This is a genomic window from Devosia sp. YR412 (assembly GCF_900110945.1).
Lineage (GTDB): Bacteria > Pseudomonadota > Alphaproteobacteria > Rhizobiales > Devosiaceae > Devosia.
Genome location: NZ_FOFL01000007.1, coordinates 56,170 through 73,331 on the forward strand (window position 1 = coordinate 56,170; position 17,162 = coordinate 73,331).

16 protein-coding genes and 1 tRNA gene are annotated in these 17,162 nt (G+C 61.3%); 13 read left to right on the plus strand and 4 right to left on the minus strand.

The window, feature by feature from the left end; all coding sequences use genetic code 11:
* Window positions 1-15: 15 nt before the first annotated feature.
* The 7 genes from BM045_RS17670 to BM045_RS17700 all read left to right on the plus strand — a co-directional run bounded on the left by BM045_RS17670 (window position 16) and on the right by BM045_RS17700 (window position 7,414).
* Entirely contained in the window at window positions 16-954 is a 939-nt protein-coding gene (locus tag BM045_RS17670; RefSeq protein WP_092185667.1) for a carbohydrate ABC transporter permease, read from the plus strand.
* A complete protein-coding gene (locus BM045_RS17675; protein WP_092185669.1) occupies window positions 951-1,883 on the plus strand; it encodes a carbohydrate ABC transporter permease in 933 nt (310 codons plus the stop codon). The genes BM045_RS17670 and BM045_RS17675 overlap by 4 nt, the downstream gene beginning before the upstream one ends.
* A 5-nt stretch (window positions 1,884-1,888) precedes the next feature.
* A complete protein-coding gene (locus BM045_RS17680) occupies window positions 1,889-2,971 on the plus strand; it encodes an ABC transporter ATP-binding protein (RefSeq protein WP_092185671.1) in 1,083 nt (360 codons plus the stop codon).
* Window positions 2,972-3,151: 180 nt separating this feature from the next.
* The gene (locus tag BM045_RS17685; RefSeq protein WP_092185789.1) at window positions 3,152-3,901 is read left to right on the plus strand and encodes a sugar phosphate isomerase/epimerase family protein; all 750 of its coding nucleotides are present in this window, start codon (window positions 3,152-3,154) and stop codon (window positions 3,899-3,901) included.
* A gap of 4 nt (window positions 3,902-3,905) precedes the next feature.
* Window positions 3,906-5,045: a Gfo/Idh/MocA family protein gene (locus BM045_RS17690; protein WP_092185673.1), complete on the plus strand. Its 1,140-nt coding sequence runs from the start codon at window positions 3,906-3,908 to the stop codon at window positions 5,043-5,045.
* A gap of 143 nt (window positions 5,046-5,188) precedes the next feature.
* Complete coding sequence (locus BM045_RS17695) at window positions 5,189-6,244, plus strand: sugar phosphate isomerase/epimerase family protein (protein WP_092185675.1); 1,056 nt, start codon at window positions 5,189-5,191, stop codon at window positions 6,242-6,244.
* Between the two features lie 12 nt (window positions 6,245-6,256).
* The gene (locus BM045_RS17700) at window positions 6,257-7,414 is read left to right on the plus strand and encodes a Gfo/Idh/MocA family protein (RefSeq protein WP_092185677.1); all 1,158 of its coding nucleotides are present in this window, start codon (window positions 6,257-6,259) and stop codon (window positions 7,412-7,414) included.
* Between the two features lie 34 nt (window positions 7,415-7,448).
* Here the strand turns inward: BM045_RS17700 and BM045_RS17705 are convergent, their stop codons facing one another.
* The 3 genes from BM045_RS17705 to BM045_RS17715 all read right to left on the minus strand — a co-directional run bounded on the left by BM045_RS17705 (window position 7,449) and on the right by BM045_RS17715 (window position 8,958).
* A complete protein-coding gene (locus BM045_RS17705; protein ID WP_092185679.1) occupies window positions 7,449-8,315 on the minus strand; it encodes a TraB/GumN family protein in 867 nt (288 codons plus the stop codon).
* A 221-nt stretch (window positions 8,316-8,536) separates the two neighbouring features.
* Entirely contained in the window at window positions 8,537-8,842 is a 306-nt protein-coding gene (locus BM045_RS17710; protein ID WP_092185682.1) for an ETC complex I subunit, read from the minus strand.
* 39 nt (window positions 8,843-8,881) lie between these two features.
* A tRNA-Pro gene (locus tag BM045_RS17715) sits at window positions 8,882-8,958 on the minus strand.
* Between the two features lie 103 nt (window positions 8,959-9,061).
* Between BM045_RS17715 and BM045_RS17720 the strand changes: the two genes are divergently transcribed.
* Entirely contained in the window at window positions 9,062-9,814 is a 753-nt protein-coding gene (locus tag BM045_RS17720) for a phosphatase PAP2 family protein (RefSeq protein ID WP_092185684.1), read from the plus strand.
* On the opposite strand, the gene metC is transcribed toward BM045_RS17720, so the two are convergent.
* Window positions 9,796-10,983 (minus strand): cystathionine beta-lyase, encoded by a 1,188-nt coding sequence (metC, locus tag BM045_RS17725; protein ID WP_092185686.1) that lies wholly within the window; start codon window positions 10,981-10,983, stop codon window positions 9,796-9,798. The two genes, BM045_RS17720 and metC, sit on opposite strands and share 19 nt — an antisense overlap.
* 223 nt (window positions 10,984-11,206) lie before the next feature.
* Here metC and BM045_RS17730 point away from each other — a divergent pair, with 223 nt between their 5' ends.
* From BM045_RS17730 to BM045_RS17750, 5 genes are all read left to right on the plus strand, one after another.
* A complete protein-coding gene (locus BM045_RS17730) occupies window positions 11,207-12,223 on the plus strand; it encodes an amino acid ABC transporter substrate-binding protein (protein ID WP_092185688.1) in 1,017 nt (338 codons plus the stop codon).
* A gap of 187 nt (window positions 12,224-12,410) precedes the next feature.
* A complete protein-coding gene (locus BM045_RS17735; RefSeq protein WP_170848572.1) occupies window positions 12,411-13,946 on the plus strand; it encodes an amino acid ABC transporter permease in 1,536 nt (511 codons plus the stop codon).
* A 4-nt stretch (window positions 13,947-13,950) separates the two neighbouring features.
* The gene (locus BM045_RS17740) at window positions 13,951-15,078 is read left to right on the plus strand and encodes an amino acid ABC transporter permease (RefSeq protein WP_092185692.1); all 1,128 of its coding nucleotides are present in this window, start codon (window positions 13,951-13,953) and stop codon (window positions 15,076-15,078) included.
* A 3-nt stretch (window positions 15,079-15,081) separates the two neighbouring features.
* The gene (locus BM045_RS17745) at window positions 15,082-15,882 is read left to right on the plus strand and encodes an amino acid ABC transporter ATP-binding protein (RefSeq protein ID WP_092185694.1); all 801 of its coding nucleotides are present in this window, start codon (window positions 15,082-15,084) and stop codon (window positions 15,880-15,882) included.
* A 248-nt stretch (window positions 15,883-16,130) separates the two neighbouring features.
* A complete protein-coding gene (locus BM045_RS17750) occupies window positions 16,131-17,162 on the plus strand; it encodes an amino acid ABC transporter substrate-binding protein (protein WP_170848573.1) in 1,032 nt (343 codons plus the stop codon).

The following is a 17,162-nucleotide window of genomic DNA, read 5'->3' on the forward strand; positions in this document are numbered from 1 at the left end:
TCTAGGAGATGTTTGATGGCGGACACTGCCCTTCCCTTGGAAGCGGGCACCACGGTCAACCGGCCCGGCCTGCTGAATAGAATTTTTCTTCACAACCTGCCCGCCAAGATCGCTGCACTGCCGATGATGGCCACCGTGCTGGTCGTTTTCGTCGGCTGCACGGTCTGGACGATCTATTACTCGTTCACCAATTCCAAGCTCCTGCCCACCGGCAAGTTCATTGGCTTTGAACAATATGAGCGCCTGTTTTCGACCTCGCGCTGGAATGTGTCGGTCAGCAATCTGATCGCCTACGGCCTGATGTCCCTGGTATTCACCCTGGTCATCGGCTTTGTCCTGGCCGTGCTGATCGATCAGAAGATCCGCTTCGAAAGCGCCTTCCGCACCATCATGCTCTATCCCTTTGCCCTCAGCTTCATCGTGACGGGCCTGGTCTGGCAATGGATCATGAACCCGACGCTTGGCCTGCAGGGTACCTTGCGTAACCTGGGCTGGACCGGTTTCACCTTCGACTGGATTGCCAATCCGCGCATGGTGCTGTTTGCCCTGCTGATCGCCGGCCTCTGGCACGGCACGGGCTTCTGCATGGTGCTGATGCTGGCGGGCCTGCGCAGCGTCGACGACGAAATCTGGAAGGCTGCCCGCATCGACGGCATTCCCACCTGGCGCACATATGTCTCGATCGTCATTCCGATGATGCGCGGCGTACTGGTCACCGCCGTGGTGATCATCGGCTCGGGCATTGTCCGCCTCTATGATCTCGTGGTGGCGCTGACCAATGGCGGCCCCGGCATCTCTTCGGAAGTGCCCGCGAAGTACGTCTACAATTACATGTTCTCGGGCGGCAATATTGGCCAGGGCCTGGCTGCAGCGACCATGATGCTGCTGACGGTTCTGATCATCATGATCCCCTGGGCCTATCTCGAATTTGGCGGAAAGGGTCGTCGCACATGAGCCAGACCTCAGTTCTCACCGGCGTAACACCGCCCCAGACGGCGGCCCAGGTCGAAGCGCGCGGCGCACGGCCGAAGCCCTTCTTCACCCCGCGCAAGATCATCATCTATTCGATCCTGGTGATGTTCTCGCTCTACTACCTGTTCCCGCTCTATGTGATGTTCACCACATCGCTGAAGTCCATGCCGGAAATCCGCTTCGGCAATATCTTCGCGCTGCCCCAGGCACCGAACTTCGATGCATGGGTACGGGCTTGGACCAGTGCCTGCACCGGCCTGACCTGCCAGGGCCTGGCGCCCGGTTTCTGGAACTCGGTCAAGATCACCATTCCCTCGACCATCGTCTCGATCTTCATCGCGGCCGTGAATGGCTATGCACTGATCAACTGGCGTTTCAAGGGTTCGGAAATCTTCTTTGCCGTGCTGATCTTTGGCTCGTTCATTCCCTACCAGGTGTTCCTCTACCCGATGGTGATGATCACCCGCGAGCTGGGGATTTTCGGTACCCTGCAGGCCGTCATCATCGTCCATACCGTCTTCGGCATGCCGATCCTGACGCTGCTGTTCCGCAACTACTTTGCGTCGCTGCCGCAGGAATTGTTCAAGGCGGCTCGCGTTGACGGGGCAGGGTTCTGGCGCATCTTCTTTGAGATCATGCTGCCCATGTCGCTGCCGATCTTTGTGGTCGCTTTGATCCTGCAGATTACCGGCATCTGGAATGACTTCCTGTTCGGTGTCGTCTTTGCCGGCACGCAGAACTATCCGATGACCGTCCAGCTCAACAATATCGTCAACTCGGCCCAGGGCACGCCCGAATACAACGTGAACATGGCCGCCACCGTTCTGACCGGCCTCGTACCACTGGCGGTCTATTTCATCTCCGGCAAGTGGTTCGTCCGCGGCGTCGCCGCCGGTGCGGTGAAGGGATAATTCCAATGCAAAATAGCGTTTCCATCCGCGACCTGTCGCTCAACTTCGGCAGCGTCAAGGTTCTCGAACACCTCGACCTCGAGATCGCCCAGGGCGAGTTCATCGTCCTGCTTGGCCCCTCGGGTTGCGGCAAGTCGACCCTGCTCAACTGCATCGCCGGCCTGCTCGACATCTCGGACGGCCAGATCTTCATCGGCGGCCGCAATGTCACCTGGCTCGAGCCCAAGGCTCGCGGCATCGGCATGGTGTTCCAGTCCTATGCGCTCTATCCGCAGATGACCGTGGAACGGAACCTCAGCTTCGGCCTGCGCGTCGCCGGCATGAAGAAAGATGAGATCGAGCGCCGCGTGCAGCGCGCCGCCGAAATCCTCCAGATCGGTCCCTTGTTGCAGCGCAAGCCGGCCAATCTCTCTGGTGGCCAGCGCCAGCGCGTTGCCATCGGTCGCGCCCTGGTCCGCGACGTTGATGTCTTCCTCTTCGACGAGCCGCTGTCCAACCTCGACGCCAAGCTCCGCTCCGACCTGCGCGTCGAAATCAAGCGGCTGCATCAGCGGCTCAAGAACACCATGATCTACGTCACCCACGACCAGATCGAGGCGCTGACCCTGGCCGACCGCATTGCCGTGATGAAGAATGGCGTCATCCAGCAGCTGGCTGACCCGCACACCATCTACAACCGGCCGGTCAATCTCTACGTCGCCGGCTTCATCGGCTCGCCGCAGATGAACATGTTCCAGGGCACGCTGTCGGGCTCGACCTTCACCACTGACGACGGCATTGCCATCCCGGTCGGCACTTATGCCTTCGACACGCCAGCCACCGGCGCCATCAAGGCCGTGCTCGGTGTGCGTCCGGAGCATATCGTTTTGGGTGACGAAGCGGCCAACATGCCGTTCCAGATCGATGCCGAGATCGAGATTGTCGAGCCCATGGGCTCCGACACCTTGGCCTGGACCAAGATCGGCGGTCAGGCGGTGACCTTCCGTTGCGACAGCGACGTCGTGATTGAAACCGGCCAGAAGGTCCGTCTGGGTTTCGATACCGCCCGCGGTTCGATCTTCAACGCTGAAACCACCAACCGTCTCTGACCAATCTCCAGCGTCGGCGCCTGCGGGCGCCGCGCTTCTGCCTCGCCGTCGCTGTTTGAGCCAATCTTACCTTTGCGTTGATCGGCCTGTCCGCGTGGTGCGACAGATCCCCAAAACCTCGATAGTCCTGCACCGCTCCTGCGATGCCCTTGCCCATTCTAACGTTACAAAGAGGCCATGATGACTACTCTGTCATTCCAGCTCTACAGCGCCCGCAACTACCCCAATCAGGACGAGTTCCTCGCCAAGCTCGGCACCCTCGGCTACACGCAAGTGGAGGGCTATGGCGGCCTCTATGGCGACCCAGCGGCGCTTGCCGCGACGCTGAAGAAGAACGGCCTCTCCATGCCGACCGGCCATTTCGGCCCGGCCCAGGCCGCCGATGTCTCGACCACGCTCAAGACCGCCGAAGCCCTTGGTATCAAGAAGATCATTGTGCCGCACATCGGCCCCGAAGGCCGCAGCGCCGACGAGAGCAAGTGGCTCGAGCTGGCCGAGACGCTGGCCAAGCACGGCGAAACATACAAAAAAGAAGGCTATGCCTTCGGCTGGCACAATCACGACTTCGAATTCGTGCCCACCACCTCCGGCCGCACCCCTATGGAAATCATCCTCGAAACCGCGCCTGATATCGAATGGGAAGCCGACGTCGCCTGGATCGTGCGCGGCAAGTCCGACCCGGTCGCCTGGTTCGATAAATATGGCAGCCGCATCACCGCCGTCCACGTCAAGGACATCGCTCCCGCCGGCCAGAATGCCGACGAAGATGGCTGGGCCGACGTCGGCCACGGCGTGCTCGATTGGGACAATCTGATCAAGACGGTCGAAGCCAAGACCAAGGCCGAATATTTCGTGGCCGAACACGACAAGCCATCCGACGAAGTGCGTTTTGCCACGCGCTCGATCGCAACCGCCAGCAAGTGGAAATAATCCAATGGTCAAGACCTTTGGCGTCGGCATCATGGGTGCCGGCAATATCTCTGCCGCCTATCTCAAGCTCGCGCCCCTGTTCAAGGGGCTCGAGGTCCGCGCCGTGGCCGACATTCTGCCGGCCGCCGCGCAGAAACGCGCCGACGAATATGGTGTCACGGCGCAGACGCCCGACGAACTGCTCAAGAACAGCGAGCTCGACGTTATCGTCAACCTGACCATTCCCTCGACCCACTATGCGGTGTCGATGGATATCATCTCGGCCGGCAAGCACGCCTATTCCGAAAAGCCCTTCGTGCTGTCGCTCGAAGAGGGCATGGCGCTGAAGAAAGCCGCCGACGATCGCGGCCTCCAGGTCGGCTCGGCCCCCGACACTTTCCTCGGTGGCGCCCACCAGCAGGCCCGAGAGATCATCGATAGTGGCAAGCTCGGCAAGATCATGAGCGGCACCATGCATGTCATGAGCCGTGGCATGGAGCACTGGCATCCCAATCCGGACTTCTTCTTCCAGCCCGGCGCCGGCCCCATCCTCGATCTCGGCCCCTATTACGTCACCGACCTGATCCATCTGCTCGGCCCGGTCAAGCGCCTCTCCGCCTTTACCAACATGGCCCGCACCGAACGCGAAGTGACCGCCGAAGGCCCCTACAAGGGCACTTTCGTCAAGGTCGGCACCCCCACCACCATCCATGGCGTGCTCGAATTCGTTTCCGGCGCCATCATCACCATCGGCGCCAGCTGGGACGTGGCGGCGCATGGCCACCACAATATCGAGCTCTATGGCACCGACGGTTCGATCTTCGTGCCCGATCCCAACTTCTTCGGCGGCGACTTGGTTACGGCCAACATTGCCGGCGAAAAGTCTAATGTCACCCCATGGGATCACCCCTTCGGCAGGCCAAACCAGGATCTCGACAAGGAGCATCCGCGCGCCAATTACCGCACCGCCGGCCTCGCCGACATGATGGCGTCCATCGAAGGCGGCTACCGCGCACGTTGCGGCCTCGATGTGGCGCTACACGCCGTCGACGTCATGACCAGCCTGCTCAAGGCTGGCGAGAGCGGCCAGGTTCTCACGCTTTCGACCACCTGCGAACGTCCGCTGGCGCTGAGCCCGGCCGATGCTGCAGCACTGCTGAAGTAATCGGGACGCGTCGCGTTGACAGGCATCATCTGCCAGTCAACATTGAGTTTTATGTAAGTTTGCAGGCGGCGGCCAACCCGCCGCCTGTTCCATATCAAGCGGCAAAGACCAAGGCGCAAAGCGCCTGACAGAGGAGCAAATACATGCGCACCATCAAGGGGCCGGGAATTTTTCTGGCGCAATTTGCGGGCGACAAGGCCCCGTTCAATTCCCTCGACGCCATCTGCGGCTGGGCCGCCAATTATGGCTATAAGGGTGTGCAGATCCCGACCTGGGTCGGCAGCCTGATCGACCTGGAAAAGGCCGCAACATCGCAGGCCTATGCCGACGAACTCAAGGGCACGGTCGCCAAACACGGCCTCGAAATCACCGAACTGTCGACCCATCTGCAGGGCCAGCTTGTCGCCGCCCATCCGGTCTATGACACCATGCTCGACGGCTTTGCGCCAGCGTCGGTGCATGGCAATCCCAAGGCCCGCCAGGAATGGGCGGTGCAGCAATTGCTCTGGGCGGCCAAGGCGTCGAAGAACCTCGGCCTCACCGAACACGCGACCTTCTCAGGCGCGCTGGCCTGGCCCTTCCTTTATCCCTTCCCGCAGCGTCCGGCTGGTCTGGTAGAAGAAGCTTTCGACGAACTGGCCCGTCGCTGGACGCCGATTCTCAATGCCTTCGATGAAGCCGGCGTCGACGTCTGCTACGAAATCCATCCCGGCGAAGACCTGCATGACGGCGTCACCTACGAGATGTTCCTCGAGCGCGTGAACAACCATCCGCGCGCCAATCTGCTCTATGATCCCAGCCACTTCGTGCTGCAGCAGCTCGATTATCTCGAATACATCGACATCTACCACGAGCGGATCAAGATGTTCCACGTCAAGGATGCCGAGTTCAATCCGACCGGCCGTCAGGGCGTTTACGGCGGCTACCAGAGCTGGATCAATCGGGCAGGGCGCTTCCGCTCGCTCGGCGATGGCCAGGTCGATTTCGCCTCGGTCTTCTCCAAGATGGCACAATATGATTTCGCCGGCTGGGCTGTGCTCGAATGGGAATGCGCCATCAAGCATCCCGAGGACGGGGCCCGCGAAGGTGCCGAATTCATCAAGAACCACATCATCCGCGTCACCGAACATGCCTTCGACGATTTCGCATCGTCTGGTACTGACCTTGCGGCAAACCGCAAGATTCTTGGACTGAGCTAGGAGCGATCGAAAATGGCTGAAAACGGCGCAAGGCGCATTCGCCTGGGCATGGTGGGCGGCGGCACGGGAGCCTTCATCGGCTATGTGCACCGCGTGGCGTCCCGTCTCGATGGCGACTATGAACTGGTGGCCGGCGCCCTGTCGTCACGCCCCGAAGTGGCGAAAGAATCCGGCCGCAATCTCGGTCTGGCCGAAGATCGCATCTACACCTCCTACGAAGACATGGCCCGCGCCGAGGCTGCGCGGCCCGATGGCATCGAGGCCGTCTCGATCGTCACGCCCAATCACATGCACTACGGCCCGGCGAAAGCCTTCCTCGAGGCCGGCATCCACGTCATCTGCGACAAGCCGATCACCTCGACGATCGAAGACGCCCGCAAGCTGGCCGAGATCAAGCCGAAGAACGGCGCCAAATTCCTGCTGACCCACAATTACACCGGCTATCCGCTGATCCGGCAGGCCCGCGAACTGGTGGAATCCGGCGCCCTGGGCAAAATCCGCGTCGTGCAGGCCGAATATCCGCAGGACTGGCTGGCCGAGCCAGTCGAACAGGCCGGTAATGCCCCCGGTGCCGAATGGCGTACAGATCCGGCCCGTTCAGGCGCCGGCGGCGCCATCGGCGATATCGGCACCCATGCCTATAACCTGCTGCGCTTCGTCACCGGTCTCAAGACCGATTCCGTCTCGGCCGACCTCACCAGCTTTGTGCCGGGCCGCCGGCTCGATGACAATGTCCACATCATGCTGCGCTTTGACGGTGGCGCCAAGGGCATGCTGTGGGCCAGTCAGGTTGCGGTCGGCAGCGAAAATGGTCTGCAGCTACGAATCTACGGCGAAAAGGCCGGTCTTGAGTGGCGTCAGGACAACCCGAACTACATGTGGTTCACCGAATTCGGCAAGCCAAAGCAATTGCTGACCCGCGGCGGCTCCATCACCGGCTCGCCGGCCTCAACCATGAATGTCCGCATTCCCTCGGGCCATCCTGAAGGGTACCTCGAAGCCTTCGCTACCCTCTACAGCCAGTTCGCCGCCGTCATCCGCGGCGAAGGCAAGGCCTATGAAGGCCTGCTGCCATCGCTGGCCGATGGCGTCGAAGGCATGCAGTTCATCCTGGCCTCGGTAAAGTCCAGCCAGGACGACGGCAAGTGGACCAAGCTCAGCGCTGTCTAAGCCAACAGGGCGCCGTTCGCGGCGCCCTGCTTTTTTATTGGATGCGCTCGACGTCGTAGCCAGCCTCTTCCAGCAGATCCAGCACGCTGCCATAGCCGATCAGATGCGCTGCGCCCACCACCACCAGATTCTCCTGATTTTCCTCCAGCATGGCTTCCAGCGGCGCCATCCAGTTACGGTTGCGCGCATAGAGCAGGCGATCGAGGAAGGCCTCCTCGTGGCCACCCATTTCCATCAGGAACAGCTGCGCCAGCTTTTCCGGCGTGCCCTCGGCCCAGCTGCCGAGCATCTTGTCCATCTGCTTGGGCAAAGCCGGCAGTTCCTCCAGCGTCGATTTCAGCAAAGCGATCTGCTCCTCTTCCGGCGCGCCCGCCAAAACCTCGAGCTGCTCGTCGCCAGTCTCCAGAAACGCCAGTCGTTCGGGTGCAAGCTCCGGCTGCAGCACGAATTCAACACCCTGTTCGCTAAATCCTTCGGCAGCCAGCGCCGCGACGGTTATGGCATTGGCGGCCATCCACGGCTTCATCGCCAGCACCGGCCCCAGCTGCAGGCCCAGCAGGTCAGCCTGTTCGCGAAGGCTGGCTTCAATCTCCTCGCCGATCACATCGGTAAGCAGCGTGCCATCGACATAAATACCGCGCGCAAAGGCCTTGCCGCCGACCTGGGCCATCGCCACCGGCCCGATATCGGTCTCGAACACCACCTTGTCGGCATCGCTCAGGATGTTGTCGAACAAGTCCGTCCGCCATTCGGTGCCCTCGGGCAGGATGTGGAACGAGCCAAACAGCCAGATGGCGCTATCGTCGTCGCGCACCTCCCAGATGCCCGGCGCCGCCATGGCGGGCGCCGACAGGCCGAGCGCTGTGATAACGGGGAGCAGGCAGCGCGTGGACAGCTTCATCGGCAGTTTCCTCGTTGGCTTGATCTACCCTGTCAGATAGGTCGATCCGCGCCAATCGCCAGAGACGATGCGCGGCGCAGGCCGGGCAGGGTTAATCTCGCCCCAAGACACACCACCACAATCAGGCGATCGCGTGTCGGCGCCGCGCTAGTCGCGAAAGGCCCAAAAAAAATGCGCCGCAATCACTTGCAGCGCATCATGGATTCTGGATTTGGCCGGCCCTAGTGGGTCCAGGGCGTCTTGCGGTCGGCGCGGAAATTATCCGGATAGCTCTGGCGCTTCGGCGTGGCATCATGCGCGGGCTGCACTGAATAGGCGATGCCATTCTTCTGCGCGTATGATTCAGCTTCTTCCTGGCTATCGAAGCTGAGGCGAACCTGCTGGCGTGTATCGCCGGATGTCGTATAGCCCATCAGCGGATCGATGCTCTTGGATTCGGCCAGCTCGTGTACGAGGACCCAGCTCTTCGATTTACCTTGCCCCGACTGCATGGCGTTACGGGCAGGGCGGTAGATGCGGGCGGTCATGCAAAGTCCTCAACACGATGCGCTAACGGCTAGATGTGATGGTCGGAGTACAAAGATTCGAACTTTGGACCCCCGGTTCCCAAAACCGGTGCTCTACCAGGCTGAGCTACACTCCGAGATCACCGCGCTTCGTTAGCCTGTTCGAATTGAAAGGGCAAGCGTAACCACGCCTATTCACAGGCATTGACGGAAATCTCTGCCGCGTCCAGAAAACACCCCATGCCCAACCTTACCCAGCGCTGGCCCTTGGGCCTTAATCGCAAGAATTGGCCGGACTTTACTGCAGCGATGATCGCGCTGCTGTTCGTGCTGGTATTTTTCGATGTCTATGTCTCGCAGACGCTGATGGCCTGGCCCGATGTCTGGAAGGCGCCCTTCGCCTTCATCACCGATTTCGGCCTGTCCGACTGGGTGCTGATTCCATCGCTGATCATCTTCGTCGTGGCCGCGATCGCCGTGCGTCTGGTCCGCCCTGGGCTCTATCGTCGCGCCACATATGAGCTGGCGCTGGTCGCCAGCTTCATTTTCATTGGTGTCGGCCTGCCTGGCCTCGGCGTCAACCTGCTCAAGCGCCTGTTCGGCCGCGCCCGGCCGGAGCTGTTTATCGACAGTGGCCACTTCCAGTTCCAGCATTTCCTCAATGACTGGAGCTTTCAGAGCTTTCCCTCCGGCCATGCCACCACGGCGATTGGCACTGCTTTCATCATCGGCTTTATGGCGCCGCGTTATTTCCGGCTGATTCTGCTGATTGCGGTGATGACCGGCATTTCCCGCGTCGTGATCGGCATGCACTACCCCACCGACGTTGTCGCCGGCTTCGTCGTCGGCATGTTAGGCGCTTATGCCATCCGCAATCTCTATGCGACGCGCCGCTGGCTGTTTGCCGAACTGCCCGATCGCACGGTGCGTTTCCGCGGGGCGCCAAACCTGAAGAAGGTCTGGCGCCGCATGTTTCAGCGCGCTGCGGCGTAGCGGGCAATCGCGGCCGACAGATCGGCCTTGAGGTCGTCTATCCCCTCTAGCCCGATATGCAGGCGGAACAGGTTTCCGTCAGCTGTCCAAGGCTTTGCCGTGCGGTTCGCGCCAAGCTTGACGGGCAGGCACAGGCTTTCATAGCCGCCCCACGAATAGCCCATGCTGAACAGTTGGAGGTGATCGACAAAGGCCGCCACCGAATCGCGCGGGGCAGGGCGCAGCAGCACGGCGAACAGGCTGCCTGAGCCGGTAAAGTCGCGCTGCCACAGCGCATGATCGGGATGGCTCGGCAGTGCCGGATGCAAGACCTGCAGCACTTCGTCCTGCGATTCGAGCCAGGTGGCGATTTCCAGCGCTCGCTGCTGATGCTCCTTCATGCGGATGGCCAGAGTGCGCAAGCCGCGTGCCACGAGGAAGGCGTCATCACCCGAAGTAAAGAAGCCGAGCTCTTTTCGGACCCGTTCCACTTCCTTCCAGTTCGCCTCTGTGGTGGAAATCGTGCCGGCAAAGGCATCCGAATGGCCGACGAACATTTTCGTGCCGGCATGGATGACGATATCGGCGCCCAGTTCCAGCGGCCGCAGATAGAGCGGGCTGGCCCAGCTATTGTCCACCACGAGCTTCGCGCCGCCGTTATGGGCGACCTTGGCCAGCGCCGGCAGATCCTGCACCTCGAAAGTCAGCGAGCCCGGGCTTTCGGCCAGCACGGCCTTGGTGTTCGGCTGCATCAGATCGGCCAGCCCCGCGCCAATGCGCGGATCGTAATAGCGCGCGGTGACGCCCATGCGCTTGAGGAAATTGTCGCCAAAGGCCCGCGTCGGCTCATAGGCGCTGTCGGTGATCAGCACGTCGTCGCCGGATTTGACGCAGCTCATCAGCGCAATGGTGATGGCGGCCAGCCCCGACGGCACCAGCTTGGTGCGATAGGCGCCTTCGAGTTCGGTGATAACCGCCTCGACGCCTTCTGTAGTCGGATTGCCGGCGCGGCCATACAAAAAGTGCTGCTTCTGCGCCTCGATATCGGCCAGCGTTTTGAACAGCACCGTCGAGCCGCGATAGACCGGCGTATTGACGAAACCGAACTGGTCATCGGGCTGCCGGCCATGGTGGGTGAGAACGGTTTCCACCGACAGACCACGGCCATTGCCGCTTTTATTATCATTCATAATAGGCTCGATGCTCAAATTCAGGTCAATTGTCGAAAGTTGTCTAAATAAGAGACAGGTTTGCTGTCCCAAGCCGCCATGAGCCCTTGACGCAACGGTCAATAGACGCTTGCATGCTTATCAGCATCACACCGTCCTTAAAAGGCGGCGGTGCCACCGGGGACGCTGGCGCAAGTCTGATGAGCCCTGGGGTCATAAGGTCAGGAAACAAAAGGCAATCTCAATGCAAAAAACGCTCGTAACCTTCGCAGTCGCGGCCTCGCTCGGCCTTGGCGCGACGGCTGCTCATGCAGCCACTCTCGACGACGTAAAGGCCAAGGACTACGTGCAGTGCGGCGTGACCGGCGGTGTGGCCGGCTTCTCGGCGCCTGATGCCAACAACGTCTGGACCGGCCTCGAAGTCGATTTCTGCCGTGCCGTCGCTTCGGCCATCTTCAACGATGCCGAAAAGGTCCGCTACACCCCGCTCACCAGCCAGGAGCGTTTCGCTGCTCTCTCCGCCGGTGAAATCGACATCCTGTCGCGCACCACCACCTGGACGATGAGCCGCGATACCGATCTGGGCATCAGCTTCGTCGGTACCATGTACTACGACGGCCAGGGCTTCATGGTTCGCGCTGCTGACGGCATTGCCTCGGCTCTCGACCTGTCCGGCGCCGCCATCTGCATCGAATCCGGCACCACCACCGAGCTGAACGCTGCTGATTATTTCGCGGCCAACAACCTCGAGTTTAACACCGTCGTGTTCGTCGACCAGGACGAAGTCGTGAAGGCCTATGAAGACGGCCGTTGCGACGTCTACACCACCGACGCTTCGGCACTGGCTGCTGAACGCTCCAAGTTCGCCGTTCCGGCTGACCACATCATCCTGCCCGAAATCATCTCCAAGGAACCCCTTGGCCCGGTGGTTCGCCAGGGCGACGACCAGTGGTTCAAGATCAACCGTTGGGTCTATTTTGCACTGCTGGAAGCTGAAGAACTCGGCGTGACCTCGGCCAATGTCGACGAAATGCTCGGCTCGGACAACCCTGCCATCAAGCGCCTGCTCGGCGTTGAAGGCGACTTCGGCACCCCGATCGGCCTGACCAAGGACTGGGCTTACCAGGTCATCAAGCTGATCGGTAACTACGGCGAATCCTTCGAGCGCAACGTCGGCACCAACACCGACATCGGCCTCGAGCGCGGCCTGAACGCTCTCTGGAAAGACGGCGGCCTGCAGTACTCGGCACCGATCCGCTAAGCGCGATCACAAGCCCGGCGCTCCTGTCACAGGAGCGCCGGATTTGGTTTTGAACGAGCGACCTCGAACTCTGTGATTGTACCGGCTTGGCCGGTGATGAATGCGTGGCGCAAGCCGCGTAGGTTTGTCGTTTCCGCAATCCAGCGTCGCAGCGGCGCTCGGCTCACAGCAAAGGAATGCATGCCCCATGGCGGTGCAAGACAATATTGGTGGAGCGCCTCCGCGCACTTCACTGCTCAATGACCCGGTGTTCCGCGGCATTATCTATCAGGTGCTGGTCGCTGCTGCGGTGATCGGCTTCGCCGCCTGGATTGTGCTCAACACCGCACAGAACCTGGCGATGCAGAACAAGACGACAGGCTTTGATTTCCTGTTCCGCACGGCTGGCTTTGACATCAGCTTCACGCTGTTCCCCTGGAGCCGCACCTCGCTTTATTGGCAGGCCTTTGTGGCCGGGCTGCTCAACACCCTGCTGGTGGCGGTGATCGGCATCTTTTTTGCCACTATCATCGGTTTCACCCTCGGTATTGCGCGCCTCTCATCCAACTGGCTGATCTCGCGCGTTGCCACGGTCTATATCGAGACCATCCGCAACATCCCGCTGCTGCTGCAATTGTTCTTCTGGTACTTCGCCGTGCTGAAGGCCATGCCGGCAGTGCGCGACAGTTTCCTTCTGCCGCTGGGTATCTACATCAACCAGCGCGGCATCATGGTGCCCAAGCCGCTGCCCGACCATGAGTTCATCTGGGTCGCCGTGGCCTTCGTGCTCTGCCTCGTGGCGGCAATTGCCATCGGCGTCTGGGCCACCCGCCAGCGCACCCTGACCGGCCACTATCCAAGCTCGATCGTGCTCGCCGCCCGCGTCGCCAATGCCGTGGTCATGTTTGCCCTCGGCTATCTGGCCTTTGCGCTTCTGGGCCAGATCATCCCGGGCCTCGCCACGCCGATGGTTGCCGCTATTGCTGCCCTCGTTCTCGTCGCGATTTCTTTCACACCCTACCGGCCCTATGCCGGCGCCTTTGTCGCCTCGGCCATCACCTTCGTCGTGGCGGCCTTCCTGCTCGGCGGCATGTTCAATGCCGTGCCGACCATCGCCGTGCAACTGGTGGCCCTGCTGATCGGCCTCGCCGTCGGCTGGATGATGCTCGAACGCATCGGTACCGCCCCGGTCGACGCCAGCAAGTTCCCCACGGCGCTGCCGATCCTCGTGGTCGTCGGCATTCCGTTGGTGCTCTATTGGCTGATCGGCGCCGAACTGGCCTTCGAGCCACCGGTGCTGCAGCGCTTCAACTTCCAGGGCGGCGTCCAGCTGCCGCCGGAACTGGTCGCCCTGGTGTTTGGTCTCTCGATCTATACCGCCGCCTTCATCGCCGAAAACGTTCGTGGCGGCATTCGTGCCGTCAGCCACGGCCAGACCGAGGCGGCCCAGTCGCTCGGCCTCAAGGAAGGGGACCGGCTGCGCCTGGTCATCGTCCCGCAGGCCATGCGCGTCATCGTGCCGCCGCTGACCAGTCAGTATCTCAACCTCACCAAAAACTCCTCGCTCGGCGCCGCCATCGGCTATCCCGAACTGGTCAACGTGTTCACGGGCACGACCCTCAACCAGACCGGCAAGGCGATCGAGGTGATTGCCCTGACCATGGCGGTCTATCTGACCTTCTCGCTGGTGACCTCGGCATTCATGAACTGGTACAACGGCCGCGTGGCCCTGGTGGAGCGGTAGAACCATGACCATGGACCTTGGCTTCGTTCGCAAGGAATTCGTGCCCTCCAAGCCGGCCCCCGGCCGCACCGGTGGCCCGATCCTCTGGGCGCAGAAGAACCTCTTCTCGACACCCACCGACACGCTGTTCACCGTGATCGGCATTCTGTTCCTGCTCTGGGCAGTGCCGCCGCTCTATAACTTCATCATCGGTCACGCGGTCATGCCGGGTGGTACGGTGGAAGATTGCCGTGTCGAAGGGGCAGGGGCCTGCTGGGCCTATATCTACGCCCGCTTCAACTTCTTCATCTACGGCTTCTACCCGATCCAGGAATACTGGCGCCCCAATATCGTCTTCGTGATGCTGGCCGCGCTGATCATTCCGCTGCTGATGCCAACCGCGCCGTTCAAGCGCATCAATGCCCTGCTGTTCTTCGTCGTCTTCCCCGTGGTCAGTTTCTACCTGCTGCACGGTGGCGTCTTCGGCATGCGCTATGTGCCGACCGAACAGTGGGGCGGGTTGATGGTCACCCTGATCATCTCGCTGGTCGGCATCATCTGCTCGATCCCGCTCGGCATCCTGCTGGCCCTTGGCCGGCAGTCCAAGCTCCCGATCATCAAGACGCTCTGCGTATTGTTCATCGAACTGTGGCGTGCCGTGCCGCTGATCACCGTGCTGTTCATGGCCTCGATCATGCTGCCGCTGTTCATGCCGGCCGGTACCACGGTCGACAAGCTGCTCCGGGCCCTCGTCGGCGTCACCCTGTTCTCCTCGGCTTATCTGGCGGAAACGGTGCGTGGCGGCTTGCAGGCCCTGCCGCGCGGACAGTTCGAGGCCGGTGCATCACTGGGCCTGGGCTACTGGAAAAGGACCTATTTCATCATCCTGCCCCAGGCGCTCAAGCATGTGATCCCGGGCATCGTCAACAACTTCATCGCCCTGTTCAAGGATACGTCCCTGGTCTCCATCGTCGGCATTTTCGATCTGCTCAATACCGTGCAGTCGGCCAGTTCCGACATCGAATGGGCATCACCGACCCAGGCAGTCACCGGCTATGTCTTTGCCGCGTTCGTCTTCTGGATTTTCTGTTTCGCCATGTCCCGCTATTCGCTCTGGATGGAGCGGCGGCTGGATACCGGGCACAAGAGGTAAGTCATGAGCCAAGTTTCCGAAACCACCGTCGAACGCAATATCAAGACGTCCGGCATGCAGGTCTCCAAGACCGACGTGGCCATCGATGTGATCGGCATGCACAAATGGTATTCCGATTTCCATGTGCTGCGTGACATCAACCTCAAGGTTATGCGCGGCGAGCGCATCGTCATCGCCGGTCCCTCGGGCTCGGGCAAGTCGACGCTGATCCGCTGCATCAACCGCCTGGAAGAACACCAGGAAGGCCAGATCATCGTCAACGGCACCGAGCTGACGGCCGATCTCAAGCGCATCGACGACGTGCGTCGCGAAGTGGGCATGGTGTTCCAGCACTTCAACCTGTTCCCGCATCTGACCATCCTGCAGAACCTGACGCTTGCCCCAATCTGGGTGCGCGGCATTCCCAAGGCCGAGGCCGAGGCGACGGCCATGCACTATCTCGAACGCGTCAAGATCCCCGAGCAGGCCAACAAGTTCCCCGGCCAGCTCTCCGGTGGCCAGCAGCAGCGTGTGGCCATTGCCCGCTCGCTCTGCATGAAGCCCTCGATCATGCTGTTCGACGAACCCACCTCGGCGCTTGACCCGGAAATGGTCAAGGAAGTGCTCGAAGTGATGATCAGCCTGGCCGAAGACGGCATGACCATGATCTGCGTCACCCACGAAATGGGCTTCGCCCGCCAAGTGGCCAACCGCGTCATCTTCATGGACCAGGGCCAGATCATCGAGCAGAACGATCCGGAGAATTTCTTCTCCAATCCGCAGCACGAACGCACCAAGCTGTTCCTCAGTCAGATCCTTCACTGACGCTCCGTGCAGCGGATGAAAGGCTCCAGTGGAGCCTTTCAAGTCAGGGAAGGCCATGAGGCCTATGGCCGAGAATGGCCCACGCGTTCCACAAATGCGGTCCCTTTCTCCCCTGTGGGAGCACGAGGCTCTCTCTCACGAGAGAGGGCCTTTGCATTGTCCGGTGGAATTGACAGCTGCACGCCCCAAGCCGCCTTGACCCGGCGCCTTGCCCTGCCAATATGCAGGTCCCGAAGGGAAGCCGTGGATTGACCAGAGTTTTCAAGCGATTGCTGTCACTGACAGCAGGCCTTGCCTGCGCGCTGACGCTTGCCGCCACTCCGGCCTCCGCCCAGACCCTGCAGACCGTGCGCGAGCGTGGCTTCCTGATCTGCGGCGCGACCAATCCATTGCCGGGTTTTGCCCAGCAGGATAGCGAGGGCCGCTGGTCCGGCTTTGACGTCGATCTCTGCCGCGCCATCGCCGCTGCCGTGTTCGGCGATCCCAACAAGATCGAATTCCGCTCGCTGCGCGGCGACTCCCGCTTTGCGCCGCTGCAAACCGGCATGGTCGACGTCCTGACCCGCAACGGTCCCTGGACCGGGCAGCGCGACAGCCTCTATGGCGCCAGCTTTGTTGGCACGTCCTTTTTCGATGGTCAGGCGTTCCTTGTGCCGCAGAGCATGGGCGCCGTTTCGGCCTTCGAGCTCGACAATATCAGCATCTGCGTCGCCAATACCGGCGAGGAGCTCGAGCGCATCAGCGAGTTCTTCTTCGCCAATCAGGCCAGCTATACCGAAGTGCCCTATGAGGATGTCGCCGATCTTTCTGTGGCCTATCAGGCCGGCCGCTGCCAGGTGGTTTCGGCCTCCGGTCGCCAGCTGCAGGCCATCCGCCGCGCGCTGCCCGATCCTTCGGCCCATCGCATCCTGCCCGAACGCATCTCCAAGGAAGTGCTGGGCCCCGTCGTGCGCGACGGCGACCAGCAATGGTTCAACATTGTCCGCTGGACGCTGTTCACCCTGATCAATGCCGAGGAACTGGGCGTCACCGCTCCCAATGTCGACTCGCTGCTGGCGGCACGGACCCCTGCCGTCCGCCGACTGCTCGGCGTTGAAGGCGATTTCGGCACGCCGCTCGGCCTGCGGCCAAGCTTTATGGCCGACGTGATCCGCGCAGTCGGCAATTACGGCGAGCTCTATGATCGTCACTTCGGTCCACTGACGGGCGCAGCCCTGTTGCGCGGCCAGAACGGGTTGTGGTCCAATGGTGGCCTGCTCTACGCAGCGCCAGTCCGTTAG